Source organism: Massilia suwonensis, from assembly GCF_042655665.1.
Lineage (GTDB): Bacteria > Pseudomonadota > Gammaproteobacteria > Burkholderiales > Burkholderiaceae_D > Telluria > Telluria suwonensis.
In genome coordinates this window covers 450,548-466,955 of sequence record NZ_JBHSMR010000008.1, presented here as the reverse complement: position 1 = coordinate 466,955, position 16,408 = coordinate 450,548, and the positions used below count along the sequence as shown (strand labels likewise).

Annotated in this window: 14 protein-coding genes; 6 read left to right on the top strand and 8 right to left on the bottom strand. The window is 63.4% G+C overall.

Features of this window, described 5'->3' with window-relative positions; genetic code table 11:
- Positions 1–16: 16 nt before the first annotated feature.
- Positions 17–1,027, bottom strand: coding sequence for a LacI family DNA-binding transcriptional regulator (locus ACFPQ5_RS05615; protein ID WP_379752291.1), 1,011 nt, complete (start codon positions 1,025–1,027; stop codon positions 17–19).
- Positions 1,028–1,300: 273 nt separating this feature from the next.
- Between ACFPQ5_RS05615 and ACFPQ5_RS05610 the strand changes: the two genes are divergently transcribed.
- The 6 genes from ACFPQ5_RS05610 to ACFPQ5_RS05585 all read left to right on the top strand — a co-directional run bounded on the left by ACFPQ5_RS05610 (position 1,301) and on the right by ACFPQ5_RS05585 (position 10,150).
- Positions 1,301–3,745, top strand: coding sequence for a TonB-dependent receptor (locus tag ACFPQ5_RS05610; protein ID WP_379752290.1), 2,445 nt, complete (start codon positions 1,301–1,303; stop codon positions 3,743–3,745).
- A gap of 98 nt (positions 3,746–3,843) precedes the next feature.
- Positions 3,844–4,155 carry a hypothetical protein gene (locus ACFPQ5_RS05605; RefSeq protein WP_379752289.1) on the top strand — a complete coding sequence of 104 codons (312 nt, stop codon included), beginning with the start codon at positions 3,844–3,846 and terminating at the stop codon, positions 4,153–4,155.
- 237 nt (positions 4,156–4,392) lie between these two features.
- A complete protein-coding gene (gene prsT, locus ACFPQ5_RS05600) occupies positions 4,393–7,161 on the top strand; it encodes an XrtA/PEP-CTERM system TPR-repeat protein PrsT (protein WP_379752288.1) in 2,769 nt (922 codons plus the stop codon).
- A 129-nt stretch (positions 7,162–7,290) separates the two neighbouring features.
- Positions 7,291–8,064: an N-acyl amino acid synthase FeeM domain-containing protein gene (locus tag ACFPQ5_RS05595; RefSeq protein WP_379752287.1), complete on the top strand. Its 774-nt coding sequence runs from the start codon at positions 7,291–7,293 to the stop codon at positions 8,062–8,064.
- Between the two features lie 119 nt (positions 8,065–8,183).
- A complete protein-coding gene (locus ACFPQ5_RS05590; RefSeq protein WP_379752286.1) occupies positions 8,184–9,074 on the top strand; it encodes a ThiF family adenylyltransferase in 891 nt (296 codons plus the stop codon).
- Positions 9,071–10,150 (top strand): nitroreductase family protein, encoded by a 1,080-nt coding sequence (locus ACFPQ5_RS05585; protein ID WP_379752285.1) that lies wholly within the window; start codon positions 9,071–9,073, stop codon positions 10,148–10,150. Before ACFPQ5_RS05590 ends, ACFPQ5_RS05585 begins: the two co-directional genes overlap by 4 nt.
- Positions 10,151–10,339: 189 nt before the next feature.
- Here ACFPQ5_RS05585 and pepA read toward each other — a convergent pair whose 3' ends face one another.
- From pepA to ACFPQ5_RS05550, 7 genes are all read right to left on the bottom strand, one after another.
- Complete coding sequence (gene pepA, locus ACFPQ5_RS05580) at positions 10,340–11,188, bottom strand: flocculation-associated PEP-CTERM protein PepA (protein WP_379752284.1); 849 nt, start codon at positions 11,186–11,188, stop codon at positions 10,340–10,342.
- Positions 11,189–11,392: 204 nt separating this feature from the next.
- Positions 11,393–12,487: a nucleotidyltransferase domain-containing protein gene (locus ACFPQ5_RS05575; RefSeq protein WP_379752283.1), complete on the bottom strand. Its 1,095-nt coding sequence runs from the start codon at positions 12,485–12,487 to the stop codon at positions 11,393–11,395.
- Complete coding sequence (locus tag ACFPQ5_RS05570; RefSeq protein WP_379752282.1) at positions 12,484–13,401, bottom strand: HprK-related kinase A; 918 nt, start codon at positions 13,399–13,401, stop codon at positions 12,484–12,486. The genes ACFPQ5_RS05575 and ACFPQ5_RS05570 overlap by 4 nt, the downstream gene beginning before the upstream one ends.
- Entirely contained in the window at positions 13,395–13,670 is a 276-nt protein-coding gene (locus tag ACFPQ5_RS05565) for an HPr-rel-A system PqqD family peptide chaperone (RefSeq protein ID WP_379752281.1), read from the bottom strand. The genes ACFPQ5_RS05570 and ACFPQ5_RS05565 overlap by 7 nt, the downstream gene beginning before the upstream one ends.
- A gap of 18 nt (positions 13,671–13,688) precedes the next feature.
- Positions 13,689–14,318 (bottom strand): hypothetical protein, encoded by a 630-nt coding sequence (locus tag ACFPQ5_RS05560; protein WP_379752280.1) that lies wholly within the window; start codon positions 14,316–14,318, stop codon positions 13,689–13,691.
- Between the two features lie 207 nt (positions 14,319–14,525).
- Positions 14,526–15,158 (bottom strand): XrtA/PEP-CTERM system exopolysaccharide export protein, encoded by a 633-nt coding sequence (locus ACFPQ5_RS05555; protein WP_379752279.1) that lies wholly within the window; start codon positions 15,156–15,158, stop codon positions 14,526–14,528.
- A 144-nt stretch (positions 15,159–15,302) separates the two neighbouring features.
- On the bottom strand, positions 15,303–16,058 hold the full coding sequence (locus ACFPQ5_RS05550; RefSeq protein WP_379752278.1) for a S1 family peptidase: 756 nt from the start codon (positions 16,056–16,058) through the stop codon (positions 15,303–15,305).
- Between the last annotated feature and the right edge of the window lie 350 nt (positions 16,059–16,408).

Sequence of the window (16,408 nt, the reverse complement as noted above, 5' to 3'; positions counted from 1 at the left end):
GTGAAATAGGTAAAACTCAGGTCTGGCGCACGATGAGCCTCGTCGGCAGGGTTTCCGAAGCCACCGGCTCGTCGTTCAGCAGTGCCAGCATCTTGCGGCCCAGCAGGACGCCGCCGTCCCGCAGATCCTGGTGCACGCTGGTCAGCGGCGGCACGAAGCTGGCGGCGCCGGGCGTGTCGTCGTAGCCGATCACCGAGACCTCGTCCGGCACGCGCAGGCCATGTTCGGCCAGGGCCCGGATCGCGCCCATGGCCAATAGATCGCTGGCGGCGAACACGCCGTCCACCGCGCCGTTACCCTTTTTCTTCAGCAGCGTCGTCATGCTGTCGAAACCGGCTTCGAAGGTGAACGCCTTCGGGCGCACGATGTGGACGTTGCCCTTGCCGCGCACGCCCTCGATGAAGCCGGCGCAGCGCGCCTGCACTTCGGCGTGGTCGACGTCGCCCAGGAACACCAGTTTGCGCCGGCGCTGCTCGACGAAGCGTGCCGCGGCGCTGGCGCCGCCGGCGTGGTTGTCGCTGCCGACCACCACGTACGAATCGTTGGCGTCGAGCGCGCCCCACACCACCAGCGGCAGGCCGGCGTTTTGCAGCACTTTCACCGCTTCGCCATGCGAGCCCTGTCCCAGCAGGATCATGCCGTCGGCGCCGCGCACCGGCGCGCTGTCGAGCAGCTGGCGCGAAGTCAGCACGACCGTGTAGCCGGCGCTGGTCAATTCTTCGGTGATCCCGCCCAGCAGGGCCAGCGGATACGGGTCCGACATCGGCCGCCCTTTTACCGGCGTCATCTCCACCACCACGGCCACCGACATGCTGCGGCCCATGCGCAGGTTGCGCGCACTGATGTTCAGGCGGTAGCCCTGCTCTTCGGCGATGCGGCGCACCTTGTCGCGCGTCTTTTCCGTCACGAGCGGGCTGTTGCGCAAGGCGCGCGACACCGTGATCGTGGATACGCCGGCCAATGCGGCCAAGTCTTCCATCGTCATGCCGGCTTCGCTGCTGCGCTTGATGTTTTTGTTGGTTGCCATGTACTGGTGAAGGATAAACAACTCTGCGGCAAATTATGACAGATTTACAGCCCAGTGTAGCCCGAAATGACATCGATAACAATTTTATTGACATCGATATCATTCCTTGCTTCAATGACAGCATTGACAGGCGTCTTGCACCATTCAAGCCCGCCAATGCACCAAAAAAATGCATCAGCAAAGCACCAGATCAAGCACTGGGACGCGTTCAACGGCCGCTAGGCCCGCATGTCCAGGAGACGGATTTTGAACCATAAAAAAGAGAGCAACTCCATGAAGCAATCCAAGCAGTTCGCCTTGTCCACGGTCGCCCTGGCCGTGCTGACCCTGGTCGGCCAGGCCCAGGCCGCCGGCCAGGCCGCCCCACAAGAGGGCACCAACGCCACCGTAACCCAGGAAATCCAGCAGGTCGTCGTCACCGGTACCGCCTCGGCCTCCGGCACGCGCAAGATCGACACCGCCTTCTCCATCACCACCGCCACCGAAGAGCAGCTGAAGTCGGCCTCGCCGAGCAGCACCGCCGATGTCCTGAAACTGGTGCCGGGCGTGTATGCGGAAGCGACCGGCGGCCAGTCGGGCGCCAACGTCGAGGTGCGCGGCTTCCCGTCGGGCTCCGATTCGCCCTTCGTCTCGGTCCAGCTGAACGGCAACCCGGTCTATCCGGTGCCGGTGCTGTCCTTTTTTGAAGGCACCTCGGCCTTCCGCCTGGACGACACCATCGAGCGCGTCGAAGTGCTGCGCGGCGGCCCGAGCACGATCTATTCGGTCGGCCAGCCGGGCGCGACCATGAACTTCATCCTGAAAAAGGGCGATGACGTGCCTGAGCGCACGATCCGCCTGACCACCGGCACCGGCAACCTGCGCCGCGGCGACGTCTTCCTGGGCGGTAAACTCGCCGAAGGCTGGTACGGCACCATCGGCGGCTTCTACCGCAAGACCGACGGCGTGCGCGATGCGCAGTTCCCGGCCGACGACGGCGGCCAGCTGACCGCGACCATCACCCGCAAGCTCGACGGCGGCGAAATCACCGCCTACGTGCGCGCCACCGACGAAAAGAACGCCTTTTATACGGGCGTGCCGCTCATTTCGAGCAACGAAGGCCGCACCATCACCGAATTCCCTGGCTTCGATCCGCTCACCGGCACCCTGATGAGCAACGAGCTGCGCCACTTCACGCTCGACGCCGCACCCGGTAAAACCCTGGAGCGCGACCTGGCCGACGGCCGCGGCATGAAGGCCGCCGTCTGGGGCGTCAACTATGAACAGAAAGTCGCCGGCTGGGACGTGTCGAACAAGGCGAATTATTTCGACGGCGACCTGAACACGATCGCCATGTTCACCGGTAACAACCCGCTGACGGCCGCCGCCTACCTGGCCGCCGCCAACGCCAGCTACAACCCCACCGCAGCCGCTACCTCGGGCAGCATCACCTACGTGAATGGCGGCGGCGCCGTCGATCCGAACCAGCAAGTGGTGCAGGCCGGCCTCTGGTCGGTCGAAAAGAAACTGACCTCGTTCACCGATGAACTGCGCGTCAGCCGCGAAGTCTTCCCTGGCCACACCCTGACCGCCGGCGGCTACTATGCCAACTACAAGTCGGACGACGAGTGGTACCTGGGTAACAGCCACCTGATGACGGCAACGCCGAACGCGCGCCTGATCGACGTCGGCCTCACCAACGGCACCGTGGTGTCGCGCAACGGCGTCGACGGCCCGGTCAACTATGCGCCGCAAGCCCGCTATAAAGGCCACAACCTGGCCCTGTTCATCGCCGACGAGTGGAAGATCAGCGATGCGCTGCGTGTCGATGCCGGCTTCCGCCGCGAAAAGCAGAGCCTGAAGGCCTCGATCTCGGGTCTCGCTACGGGCGACACCGACAACAATCCGCTGACCGTGTACAACAACAGCACCTCGATGGCGACCAGCAGCTTCAGCCCTCTGGAGCGTGACGACAGCGCCAGCTCGTTCACCGCCGGCGGTATCTACAAGCTGACCCGCGACTCGAGCGTGTTCGTGCGCGCCAACACGGGCCACACCTTCATCTACTTCGACGACATGCGCAACGCCGGCAGTCAGGCCGTACTGAACGACCGCAACCGCATCCCGACGCCGAAGGTGACCCAGTACGAAGCCGGCTTCAAGACCGCGAACTCGCTGTACAGCGCCTACATCAATGCGTTCTTCACCGACTTCTCGGGCATCTCCTTCCAGCAGCTGCTGGCCAACGGCAACGTGCTGTATTCGGTGAGCGGCTCGCGCGGCCACGGCGTCGAGTTCGAACTGGCGCTGCGTCCGATCAAGAACCTGCAATTGAGCCTGTCGGGCGACTACCAGAAGTCGGAATACAAGGATAATCCGACCATTGCCGGCAACGAAGTGCAGCGCCAGCCGAACCTGCAGTTCCGCTTCTCGCCGAGCTACCGCATCCCGCTGGGCGACAACAACCTGAAACTGTACGGCACCTACACCTACATCGGCGACCGCTGGGCCGACCAGGAAAACCGCTCCTACCTGCCCTCGTACAAGACGCTCGACCTCGGCGCCCTGTTCAGCATCGGCGACAAGTGGGAAGTGCGCGTGTCGGCCACCAATCTCACCGACGAGCTCGGCCTCACCGAAGGCAACTCGCGCCTGACCGGCGCCCAGGCCAGCGGTCCGATCAATGCCCGTCCGATCTTCGGCCGCGCCGTCGAGGCTTCGCTGCTGTACCGCTTCTGATCAAGTAAGCGTTTAGTTTCCCGTCAGACCTTGGGAGCGGCTTGCCGCTCCCTTTTTTTTGCCTACAATGGCTGCACGACCCATCCATGGAGTTCCGCATGCCGATCAAGCCGGAAGATCTTGCCGCCCTGATGCGCGAAGTCGAGCAGGAAGACCCGATCGATTTCGCTGATTTGCCCTTCCCGGAAGACGATCTGCGCGCGCTGGTGGCGAACCACCTGTGCGAAATGGCCGGCGCGATGGAAAACTTCAGCACCGAAGACCGCCTGATGACCCTGCTCGCCGTCTCGGCCAAGCTGGTGCTCGAGAACCTGGTCCTGCATGTCCAGTTGCTGCGCCGCCACGGCCTGCCCGTCGGCGAGGACGTCGACGCCCTCCTCAGCCGCCTGCGCAAGGGCGACGAGGGCTGATCCGCAAGCAACCTCTGGCATCGAGCCCGGCAAAGGCGCACAATCGGGCGCACAGGCGGGCGTCCGACCCGCCACGCCAGCCCGGATCGGCACTTAGTACCAATAGGAAATCGCTTGCCTACAACGGTGGGCTGATTGTGCGGTAATTAATCTGTTCCTTGAGGTATTATTGTTGACTAGGAAACTTGTCGTCCGTGATACCCCGGGCGGCATCAGCATGTCCAACTTGAGGAAGCCATGTCCCGTAACAAGATGAAATTCACCACCGCAGTTGTTTCCGGTGCGCTCCTGCTTGGCGGCTTGAGCGCTTGCAACCGTGACCAGTCGACTGCGAGCCTGCTGGCCGAAGCCAAGCAATACCAACAGAAGGGCGACCAGAAGGCGGCCCTGATCCAGCTGAAGAATGCGGTGGCAAAGAGCCCGGAAGACGCCGAGGCGCGTCTCCAGCTCGGTAACCTGTACCTGGACTCGGGCGACGCCGTGTCGGCCGAGAAGGAATTGCGCAAGGCCGCCAGCCTGGGCCAGGCACCCGAACGCAGCCTGCCGCTGCTGGCGCAAGCCCTGCTGGCCCAGGGCAAGGCCAAGGAAGCGCTGGAGGCGCTCAAGCCGGAACTGGCCGCCAAGTCGGCGCCCCTGAGCGCGATGCGCGGCGAAGCCCTGCTCGCCAGCGGCGACGCCGACGGCGCCAAGGCGGCCTTCGAAGCCGCGCTGGCCGTCGATCCGGCCAGCGGCGCCGCCCTCACCGGCCTGGCGCGCCACGCCCTGGTCAAGAACGACGTCCCGGCAGCCCAGCGCTACGGCGCCGAGGCCATCGCCAAGGACGGCAAGAATCCGGAAGTCTGGATGTTCCAGGGCGGCGTGCTGCGCGGCCTGGACAAGCCCGACGAGGCGCTCGCCGCCTACGACAAGGTCCTCGCCCTGCGTCCGCACGACCGCAACGCGAATCTGGAAAAGGCCTACATCCTCATCAACCAGAAAAAGTATACCGCCGCGCGTACCGAGATCGAGGCCGCCCAGAAGGCCGCGCCGGGCAGCCTGCTGGTCACCTATGGCCAGGCCCTGCTCGACTACAGCGAGGGCAAGAACAAGGAAGCGCGCGAGTCGCTGCAGCGCATCCTGAAAAGCGCCCCGAATCACCTGCCGAGCGTGCTGCTGGCCGGCGCCGTCGACCTGAATCTCGACTCGCCCGAGCAGGCGCAGATGCACCTGCGTAAATACCTGGAAGTCGAGCCGAACAACGTTTACGCGCGCAAGCTGATGGCGCAGGCGATGCTCAAGAGCCAGCAGCCGAACGACGCCGCCGCCACCCTGGCGCCGGCCCTGGGCGAGACCAAGGATCCGCAGCTGCTGGCGCTGGCCGGCGAGTCCTATATGCAGGCGGGAAACTTCGCCAAGGCGACGTCCTACCTCGAAAAAGCGGTCCAGCTGGCGCCGGACGTGGCCGTGCTGCGCACCTCGCTCGGCATGTCGCGCCTGCAGCAAGGCGATACCGCCAAGGGCATCGCCGACCTGGAACGCGCCACCGAGCTCGATCCGAAGTCGGACCGCGCACTGACGGCGCTGACCCAAGCCGAAATCAAGCTGAAGCACTTCGACAAGGCGCTGGCTGCCGCCGCCAAGCTCGAGACCCTGAAGCCGGACGATCCGCAAACCTACAACCTGAAGGCGACCGTGCTGCTGGCCAAGGGCGACGTCCCGGGCGCGCGCGGCGCGTTCGAAAAAGCCTTGCAGGTGAAACCGACCTTCTTCCCGGCCGCCGCCAACCTGGCCAAGCTCGACGTGATCGAGAAGAAGCCGGACGCCGCCCGCAAGCGCTTCGAAGCGATCCTGGAAAAGGACAAGAAGAACTTCGGCGCCATGGGCGCGCTGGCCGAACTGGCGATACTGGACAAGCGTCCCGAGGAAGCCACCACCTGGCTGGAAAAAGCGCAGGCCGAGAATCCGGATGCGATCGCGCCGGTGCTCAAGCTGGGCAACCACTACCTCGCCACCAAGCAGGAAAAGAAGGCGCTGACGCTGGCCCGTAAATTCCAGGCCGCGAACCCGTCGAATCCCGAGCTGATGGACCTGCTCGGCCAGGCGCAGCTGGCCAACGACGACGCCCAGGGCGCGCTCGACAGCTATAGCAAGCTGGTCAACATCGTGCCGAAATCGGCGCTGGCGCAGATGCGCCTGGCGGACGCGCAAGGCAAACTCAAAAACGACGCCGGCGCCGCCGAGTCGCTCAAGCGCGCCACCGCCCTGCAGCCGAACCTGCTGCAGGCCCGCGTCGCCCAGGTCAGCGTGGCGATGCGCCGCGGCCGCAGCGACGAAGCCCTGGCGATGGTCCGCCAGCTGCAGCAGGATGTCCCGGGCTCGCCGGTCGGTTTCCTGATGGAAGGCGATCTGCAGCAGCAGCAGAAGAAGCCGGCGCTGGCCGCGGTCGCCTATGACAAGGCCTACGCCATCACCAAGTCGGGTGCGGTCCTGCTGCGCAGCGCCCAGGCCCTGCGCCAGTCGGGCAAGGAAGCCGAAGCGCGCCAGCGCGTGCAGCAATATGCGAAGGCGCATCCGGAAGACCTGCAAGTGGCGATGTACCTGGCCGAATCGCACCTGGCGGCGAAGGAATACAAGCCTGCCGCGGCGCTGCTGGAAGACATCGTCAAGCGCGCCCCCGAGAATGGCGTGGCGCTGAACAACCTGGCCTACGCCTACCAGCAAACCAGGGATCCGCGCGCGCTGGCGACGGCCGAACAGGCGTTCAAGATCGCTGGCGACAATGCCTCGGTCATGGACACGCTGGGCTGGATGCTGGTCGAGCAAGGTAATACCCAGCGCGGGCTGCCGCTGCTGCAAAAAGCGGCGGCGGGTGCGCCGGCTTTGCCGGAAGTGCGCTATCACCTGGCGGTGGCATTGAATAAATCGGGCGACAAAGCCGGCGCGCGCAAGGAACTCGAGAGCCTGCTCGCACAAAACCAGCCGTTCGCCCAGCAGGAGGAAGCCCGTTCGTTGCTAAAAGCCTTGTAACGGTCTACTATTTCAGCTAAATAAAAACCAATAGCACCGCGCTTTTCGCCCCTGCGGCGAGGCGCGGTAAGGCGTCAAAAAGAAAGCGCCGCCCTTGCGGCGGTGCTTCAAAACCCGAGGTATCCTGAGATGACGAATCCCGATGAGGTACAGGAGCTGGACGAGCGTACCGAGGAATTTCTATTGAACGCTCATGTGTCAGAGGATCGCGATAATATAACGAACTCAGAACTAGAGGATGTTATCGTGAACCAAGATTCATATGGAATCCGGCTTACCGATACGGCAAAAGGACGCAATTCGGCCAGCATGCTGGTCAACAAGATGTATGCTTGGCGCGGCTATGCTGGCACGCACCAGTTCAGCGACGATCCCAATCGCATCACCCTCACCGCCACCGACAAAGGCGAAGTGGTAGGCACCCTGACGCTCGGTATCGATTCGCCCATTGGCCTGATGGCCGACCAGATCTTCAAGGAAGAACTCGACGTGCACCGTGCGCGCGGGGCCAAGCTCTGTGAATTCACCAAGCTCGCCTTCGACCCGACGGTGCGCTCGAAAACCTCGCTCGCCAATCTGTTTCACCTGGCCGTCATTTACGCCCGCGATATCCACGACTGCACCGATATCGTCATCGAAGTCAATCCGCGCCACCGCCGCTTTTACGAGCATATGCTGGGATTCAAGCGCGAAGGCGATTTGAAGGACAATCCGCGCGTAAACGCGCCGGCTTATCTGCTGCGTATCGAACTGGCGTATGTCACCGAGCAGATTCAAAAGCATGGCGGTACCTTCAGCGAAGCTGCGACGGAACGTTCGTTCTATCCGTATTTCTTCTCCCCGCGTGAAGAGCAGGGTATTATCAATCGCCTGCGCCGCATCGACGAACACCAGGCGGCGTAATCCGCCCTGTCATTCCCGCTGTTTGATCGAGGAAGCGCCGCCATGGCGCTGCCTGTTTTTCGTCATCCCGGCCTTCATTCCCCTCCCCGTTTTTATTTTTTCGTCTACCGTTTCCGCACATGACCACCAATCCTTTCCGCTATGAGCAGGCTTTTTCCCGAAACATCGGCTGGGTAACGCGCGAGGAGCAGGCGCGGCTGCGCACCAAGCGGGTGGCGATCGCGGGCGGCGGCGGGGTCGGCGGCGTGCATGCGCTGACCCTGGCGCGTCTGGGCGTAACGAAATTTCGCATTGCCGACTTCGACACCTTCGACGTCCCCAACTTCAACCGGCAAGTCGGCGCCATGGTCTCGACCCTGGGCCAGCCGAAGGTGGACGTGATCCGCCGCATGCTGCTCGACATCAATCCGGAATGCGAAGTCGAGATGTTCGAGCAGGGCATCAGCGACGCCAATTTGAACGCCTTCCTGGAAGGCACCGACATGTATGTCGATGCGCTCGACTTCTTCGCCTTCGACATCCGCCAGAAGACCTTCGCGCTGTGCGCGCGGCTCGGCATTCCCGCCAGCACCGTGGCGCCGCTGGGCATGGGAGCGGCGCTGCTGAACTTCCTGCCGGGCCAGATGACCTTCGAAGAATATTTTCAATGGGGAGACTTGCCGGAAACGGACAAGGCCGTCCACTTCGTGGTCGGCCTGGCGCCGGCCGGCCTGCACCGTCCGTATCTGGTGGTGCCGGAAGCGGTGAACTTCGTCGAGCGCCGCGGCCCCTCGACCATCATGGCCTGCCAGCTGTGCGCCGGCGTGATGGGCACCGAAGCCTTGAAAATTCTGCTGGGCCGCGGCCGCGTACTGGCGGCGCCCTGGGGCATCCAGTTCGACGCCTACCGCAACAAGCTGGTACGCACCTGGCGTCCGGGCGGCAACAAGAATCCCCTGCACCGCCTGATGATCAAGATCGGCAAGAAGCAGCTGGCCAAGGACCTGGCGGCCGCGGGAGCAGCAGCATGAGCAGCAGCATGACCAACAACACGATCGAACGGATCCTCGACCTGGCGCGCTGGGCGCCCAGCGGCGACAACATGCAAACCTGGCGCTTCGAGATTGCGGCGCCGGATCACCTGGTCGTGCACGCCTACGACACGCGCGACCATTGCGTCTACGACCTCGACGGTCACCCGAGCCAGATCGCCTTCGGCACCCTGCTGGAAACGATCGCCATCGCCGCCAGCGGCCACGGCCTGCGCGCCGACATCAGCCGCCGCCCGGAAGGCCGCGACACCCACCCCGTATTCGACGTCCGCTTCGTGCAGGATTCCTCCATCGTGCGCAGCCCCCTGATCGAGGTCATCGACAAGCGCAGCGTGCAGCGCCGGCCGATGAAGACGACGCCGCTCAGCGCCGAACACAAGCGCCTGCTGGCGGCGACCGTCGCTCCGGACTACGAATTGAGCTGGCTGGAAAGCCGCGCCCAGAAATGGCAGGCGGCCAAGCTGATGTTCAACAATGCGCGGCTGCGCCTGACGATGCCGGAAGCCTTCGAGACCCACCGCAGCATCATCGACTGGGAAAACCGCACGCACAGTCCGGACAAAGTGCCGGCCGGCGCGCTCGGCGTCGACGCCATGACCCTGCACCTGATGAAATGGGCGATGGTCAGCTGGCGCCGCATGAACACCGTCAACACCCTGATGGGTACCTGGGCGCCGCGCCTGCAGATGGATCTGGCGCCGGGCATGGCCTGCGCCGCCCACTTCGTCCTGAAGGCAAAGCGCGCGCCGCAATCGATCGACGACTATGTCGCCGCCGGCCGCGCGCTGCAGCGCTTCTGGCTGACCATGACCACGCTCGGCCTGTACATGCAGCCGGAGATGACGCCGCTGATCTTCTCGAAGTACGCGCGCGAAGGCACGCGTTTTACGAAGCAGCCGAAACTCGAAGGCGCGGCGCGCGATCTGCAGCGCGAAACCGAGGCCCTGATCTTCAACGACAGCCTGTTCCCGGTCTACATGGGCCGGCTCGGCTATGGCCCGGCACCGACTGCGCGCTCGGTACGCCGCCCGGTGGCAGAGCTGATGAAGCGCTGAGCCGTTTCGTTCCTGCATAAAAAAACGGCGTCGCCCCAAGGGTCGACGCCGTTTTTGCTTTCATTTCCCTACTGGTCAATCTTGTTGTTGTTATCGCAGCGCTTGCCCAAGCAACTCGCGTATTCCGTTCTGCAACGGGAAAGAGCGGGCTTGCCCGCTCTCTCTTGCTACTTAATGCGCAGAGGCTGATTAGGCCTTCTTGGCGCGCTTGCGGCTCACGACGCCAGCGCCCAGCATGGCGATGCCGAACAGGGCCAGCGAACCTGGCTCTGGCACTTCAGCCAGCTTGAACTGACCGTTGTTGCTGACGAAGAAGTAGCCTGGGGTGTTGGCATAGGTACCGCCGTTGCAGCCTGGGCCGGTGAAGCCGGCGTATTCGCAAGCAACTTCCGACACCAGGGTTCCGTCTGGGTTGGCGACGGTGTTGGCGTTGGTGAAGGCGAAGGCCATGATCGACTCGGTCGACAGATCCTGGCCGTTTTCACGGAAGAAGTAGCCCGAATCCAGCGAGCCGGCTTCGGCTTTCGCGAACACGGTGACTTGACCGTTGTTGGTTGGCGAGCCGCTTGCATCGACCAGGCCGCCGCCGCCTGCCATCACGGTGAACTCGGCGATCTGGTTGCCCAGGTTGGCGCCGTAGATGCCTTCGGTGGTAGCGTACTGGTTGTTGGTCGAGTTCTGGTACATGCGGATGGTGCCGCCCGAGAACGAGAAGGCGCCGCTGAAGTTACCGGTACCGGTCGCTTCGAAAGTTGCGGTGATGTTGCCGCCTGGGTAGTTCACTGGGAACAGGGCGCCCTTGCTGTCAGCCTGGACGATGTTGAACACAGCATGTTCGCTGAACGAGAAGCTGGTGCCGCCGGTTGGGTTGATCTGGATGAAAGCGTTGCCGTTCACGTCCAGGTATTCATTGATTTTCTGGCCAGTGGCGAAGCCGCCGCCGGTCGGGTTGAACACCCAGTCGTTCAGGACGGTAGCAGCATTCGCGCCACCGGCCAGGGACATTGCAACAGCTGCGGCGCATGCCAGTTTCTTCATAAATTTCATAATTCCATTCCTCGCTTAAGTTGATGGTTGGGCAAACACACTCGACTATAAGCAAGCGCTGTGCCAGCGCATAGAAATGTTTTGAAATCAATGACTTAAGTTATTTCCTTAGAGCACTTTGAACTCATGTGTAAAGTATGCCGACAGGATTATTTCACAAAAATTTCTTATAAGAATTATAATACTTTTCGGAACTCAAACTTGATCGGATTTAACATTTCCAGAGGTCAAAAAAGCTTTCCTGAACAGATGCCTCGATAACATCAGCGGTGGCATGCGCAACCAATTTCCGCGAATAAACAACATACCGTCCGACACGGGTGTCAGCGTGCCGGCACAGCTCGGGTGCATCGGGCGCAAGGCGCGCAGGAACAGAGCATCCATCAGCGCCAGCAAGGCAAGGTTCGGGCGCCCCCCTTCGGCCGCCGCCACGGTTGCGACCGGCACCGGGGTGCCGAGCACTCGCATGCAGTAACGCAATGCATAAAACAGTGGCCGGCTCAGCTCCAGTTCGCGCGCGCGCTGCGCCAGCGCCGTCCAGAATCCCGGCTCCTCGGCGCCGAAATGGCAGAGCAGGCGATGCAGGTCGAACAGGTCGCGCAGTCCATGGTCGTACTCGCCCTCGGAAAACAGGTGCGTCGCGCTGTGCAGCACCATGTCGCAGGGCGCCAGTACATGGAGCCCAGGTTGACCGGGCAGCGCCCGGGCGCCGGCGCGCAGCAGGGCCGGATCCGGACGCACGCGCGCCGTTTCCGGCAGGATCGCGTGGTGCACGTCGATCGCGGTGCCGCGGCGCATGTGCTGCATCGGCGGCAATTCATGCATCCACTCGCGGTAATAGCGCTGGTCGTAGGCGTCGTGGTGGCTGGAGGCCCAGCCGTGCGCCATCAGGAGGCCTTCGACCTCGTTCAGGCGGTCCTTCGGCACCAGGATGTCGACATCGTTAAACAGGCGCCCTGCCGCCGCCGGCAGCCCGGCGGCGACATATGCCGTCCCCTTTAATAGAATCAGCGGCAGCCCGGTCGTGCGCAGCGCATGCTGTACCTGGCGCAATTCGAAGCGCACGGCCTGTCCGTGGCGCTGCCAGCCCCTGCACTCCCAGTCCAGGCGGCGCTGCACCCGTGGCGGCAGCGCCTGCAGCAGGCCGTGTTCCTGCGCCAGCAGGGCCAGCGTGGCGCCCAAATCCGCCGCTACCGCCTGGCGCAGCAGCAGCTCCCATTCCGGCGCGCCAAGGCGTGCCATGGCAGACGGGTCGCGCAATACCCGGGTCAGCAAGGGCAAGCCGGTCATCGGCGCTCTGCCAGCAGGCGCTCGAACACGGCCATGGCGTCGTCCAGCGCGCCGTAGCTGAAATCGAAGGTGCGGGTGGCGTCGACCAGGCGCGCCGCCGTCGTAAAACCGGCGGCGCCGAGCAGGCTGTAATTAAAGGCGTTCTCGGCCACGCGCAGGTGGGCGCGCGCCTGCGGCACCGGCACCAGTTCGGCGCTGGCCCCCGCGCGCCATTGCGGGAACACGATCCAGGCCGGGCTGGCCGGCTCGTCCGCGCGCACGACACTCTCGCGGGGCGGGCGCATGTGCGCGACAGTCCCCTTCATCGTGTCGGCCACCGGCGCAGACAGATGCGCCTGCGGCGCCCAGGCGCGGATCACGTCGATCGAGGCATTCTTCAGGCTGACCGGGCGCGGCACCGGATCGATGCGGCCGTCATCCAGGCGCACCAGGGTCAGCTCGTCGGACAGCAGGCGCCAGCCGCGCGCGACCAGGGCCGCGCACAGGGTGCTTTTGCCGGAACCGGGCGGCGCCGGCAGGATCACGGCCTTCCCCTCCTTTTCGACCACCGCGGCGTGGATCACCAGCCAGGAATGCGCATGGCTCGAAACGCACCAGTTCATCGCCCATTCGAACATCGGGTAGAGCTGGGCCAGCGGCAGCGGCTGGAAAGGTTCCATGCCGTCGTAGTGAAAGAAGACTTGCGGCTTGACCAAGCGCCGCAAGCCGCGCGGACGGCGCAGCAGCACGTCGAAGTCGGCGGGGATGTCGTTGTCCAGCACCGGATAGTCGCCATACATGCGTTCCAGGGCGGGGCCCAGCGCCGGCACGCTGCTGCGGATGCAGGAAATGAAGGGGCCGGTGCGCAAACGCAGGCCGGGACCGCGCAGGCGCGCGCTCAGCTCAGGCTGGCCGAGTGCGGCAACGGTCAGCATGGCAGGAGGTCGACCAGGAACAGGGCGGCGAGATCGTCCAGCACGGTCTGCAGCAAGGCGTCTTCTTCCTGCGCGTCGAGCTCGAAGGCGGCGGCCAGCTGCGCGGCAGCCTGCGGTTCCGTTTTGAGTTGTTCGAGCAGGGCGACGGCGAATTCGTCGAGCAGATGGGTATCGCCCGACAGGTCGTTGTACAGCACGCATTCGCCATCCCAGCAACGGTACTGCAGGCGCTGGCCTGGGGCCAGGCGCCAGATCGGGACACTTGTCATGCTGCGCAGCGAAACGGCCTAGCGGAAGGTGCTCTCGAGATAGGCAGCGATGACCGCGCCGCTCCAGGGCGTCGCACCCTTGACCGGCACGTAATAGCCGCGCGTGACGAACTGGTTCCAGATCTCGAGGACCTCGTCGGCCGGCAGCACCGTCGGCAAGCCGGCGGAGCGCGCCGCGCGCGCGTTCAACAGGGCAGCCACGCACTGCATCGCCACGTTGTTGCGGTCGATCCTCTTGATGGCTTGCGTAGGATCGATCACCTGCATCATCGTCACGTTGGCCAGGCCGATATAGTTCCCGGTGCAGCGGAAGAAGGTGCTGAACTTGGTTTTCGAGGACATACCCGCCAACGATTCCCACTTGTTCTCGTGGGTCTTCCAGTAGCCGTGCGAACGGTTGTAGCTGCAGGACACCTGGGGCCGCGCGCTGGCGCCCGGCTTCATCGACATGTAGCCGGACGGCGACTTGCACATCGTCTTGCTGAAGGTGGCCATGCCGGGCTGGCTGTGCAGCGTCAGGATCACACCGGTGGCGCCGGCACTGGCACGGGCAAAACGCCGCCGTGCCACACCTTTTGCGTCCAGCGGCGCTTGCGGCGTCGCCTGCGTGTCAGGCGACATGGGGGAATTGTTTTGTTGATCGTCCATAAACACGGTTCCTGAGTGCTTGAGAGTATGCCACACACATGTAGGCACGGGGATATTTCCTACAGTAAGCAAGATACGGACCAGAGCATGATACGTTGACTAAATGCAACATTGAATCAACTACTTAGCTCGGTAAGCGCGGGTTTTACCGCAAACGGCAACGGCGCCCACAGGCGCCGTTGTAAGAAAACCCGACAGTCAATCTGCTTAGAAGAAGCTTTCCGGGATCACCAGGATGTCGCCCGGACGCATCGGCATGTTGGCCGAAATGTCGCCGTCCTTGATCAGGTCGTCGAGGCGCACGTTCAGCTTTTCCTGCTTGCCGTCGACCATGCGGATGATGCTGGCGCGGTTGCCGGAAGCGAATTCGGTGACGCCGCCGACGGCGATCAGCACGTCCATCAGCGACATGTCGCGGCGGTAAGCCAGCGCCTGCGGCTTGGCGGCCTGGCCGATCACGCGGATCTGCTCGCCGTAGTTGCCGACGAAGCCGGTGACGACGACGGTGACTACCGGCTGCTGGATGAACTTGGCCAGCGCCTTTTCGATGTCGCGCGCCAGTTCGGTCGAGGTCTTGCCGGCCGCCGGCAGGTCTTCCACCAGCGGAGTCGTGATCTTGCCGTCCGGACGCACCGGCACCGACATCGACACTTCCGGATTGCGCCAGACGATGATGTTGACAGCGTCGCCCGGGCCGATCAGGTAGTCGGCCGGCGCGGCCCCCGCCATCGCTGCCGCCGAGGGCGCAGCCGGCTTGTTCCACAGTGCGCAGCCGGACACGGCCAGGGCGCAGGCGCTTGCCAAGGCCAGTTTCGACAGATTCTTCACGATCTTGCTCACGTCATTCCCCTTCACGACAGCAGCCACCGGCAGCGCCAGGCTGTTGTTACCAAATTAAAAATTGTTGTTTAGCTAGCAAACTCCGCCAGATTGTATCGCAATCGTGCTTCTACGAAAGGTGTGCACGATTGAAATGTTTTCTTTTCACTTCTGCTGCAACAGTTCCTGGACGTAGCGCGACGGGATCGCATAGCTGATGCCGCTGGGACTGGTGATCGCCGATTCCTTCAGCCCCTTGACGAACACCATATTGATCACGCCGAGCACGGCGCCGCTTTCGACATCATAGACCGGGCTGCCGCTGTTGCCCGGGTAGGCCGTGCCGTCGAGCTGGAAGATGTGCAGGGGATCGCGCTGCAGCTGGGTGATGGCGCGCGCGTCGAGGCGGCGCGAACTGAGCGAAGGCATCACGATCGGCGTGATCGCCGACAGCGTGGCGCGGTGGGTCACGTGGTTCAGGCCGAGCACCATCCCGAGCGGGAAACCCGTCAATGCCAGCGCCTGCCCTTCGACGGCAGTACGCGAATCGCCCAGCGTCAGCACCGGCAGCGGCGGGCCGCCCTCCAGGCGCAGGTGGGCCAGGTCGTGCGCGCGGTCGAGCGCCTGCAGGCGCGCCGGACGGAAGCGGAAGTCCTGGCCGGCGCCCACCACGATGCCGAGCTGCTCCATCTTGCCGGCATCCAGGTTAGTCGGTACGACGTGCGCATTCGTGATGATGCTCAGGCCGTCGCCGACGGCGAAACCGGTGCCCGAGAACACGACCGAGGGGCTGCGCGTCTTGAGGAAACTGCCGACCCCGACGATCGACGGTTTGACGGCGGCGATGGTCTGCGCCAGCTTGTCGGCGGCCGCCGGCAAGCTCGTCAAGCAGGCCGCCAGGGCCGTACAGACAGCCAGCATGCGGCGCCGTCCTGCAGACTTGGCGAGCTTACATTCATTATTTCGAATAGGAATCAATCGTGCAGGCCCTTTTGCAAATTAAACATTACAATACAACAGCTTGATGTTAAGTAAAGCCGCCGTCACGGTTCCGATGACGACGATGTGCTCCTCACCTCATTCTTGATGAAATGCAACATTTTTCCCAGCAGTTGCTTGTCGGTTGGCAATAATAACGCCGATGAGAAGGTCGGATAGGGAAATTCAGCATTGCAGCATGGAATTTGTGTTGTAACGGGTGCTAAGAAGCGCCTTTTATTAGCACAATTTTCCAGCACGCAATTGCAATTGCACAAACTACAAGCGATGAT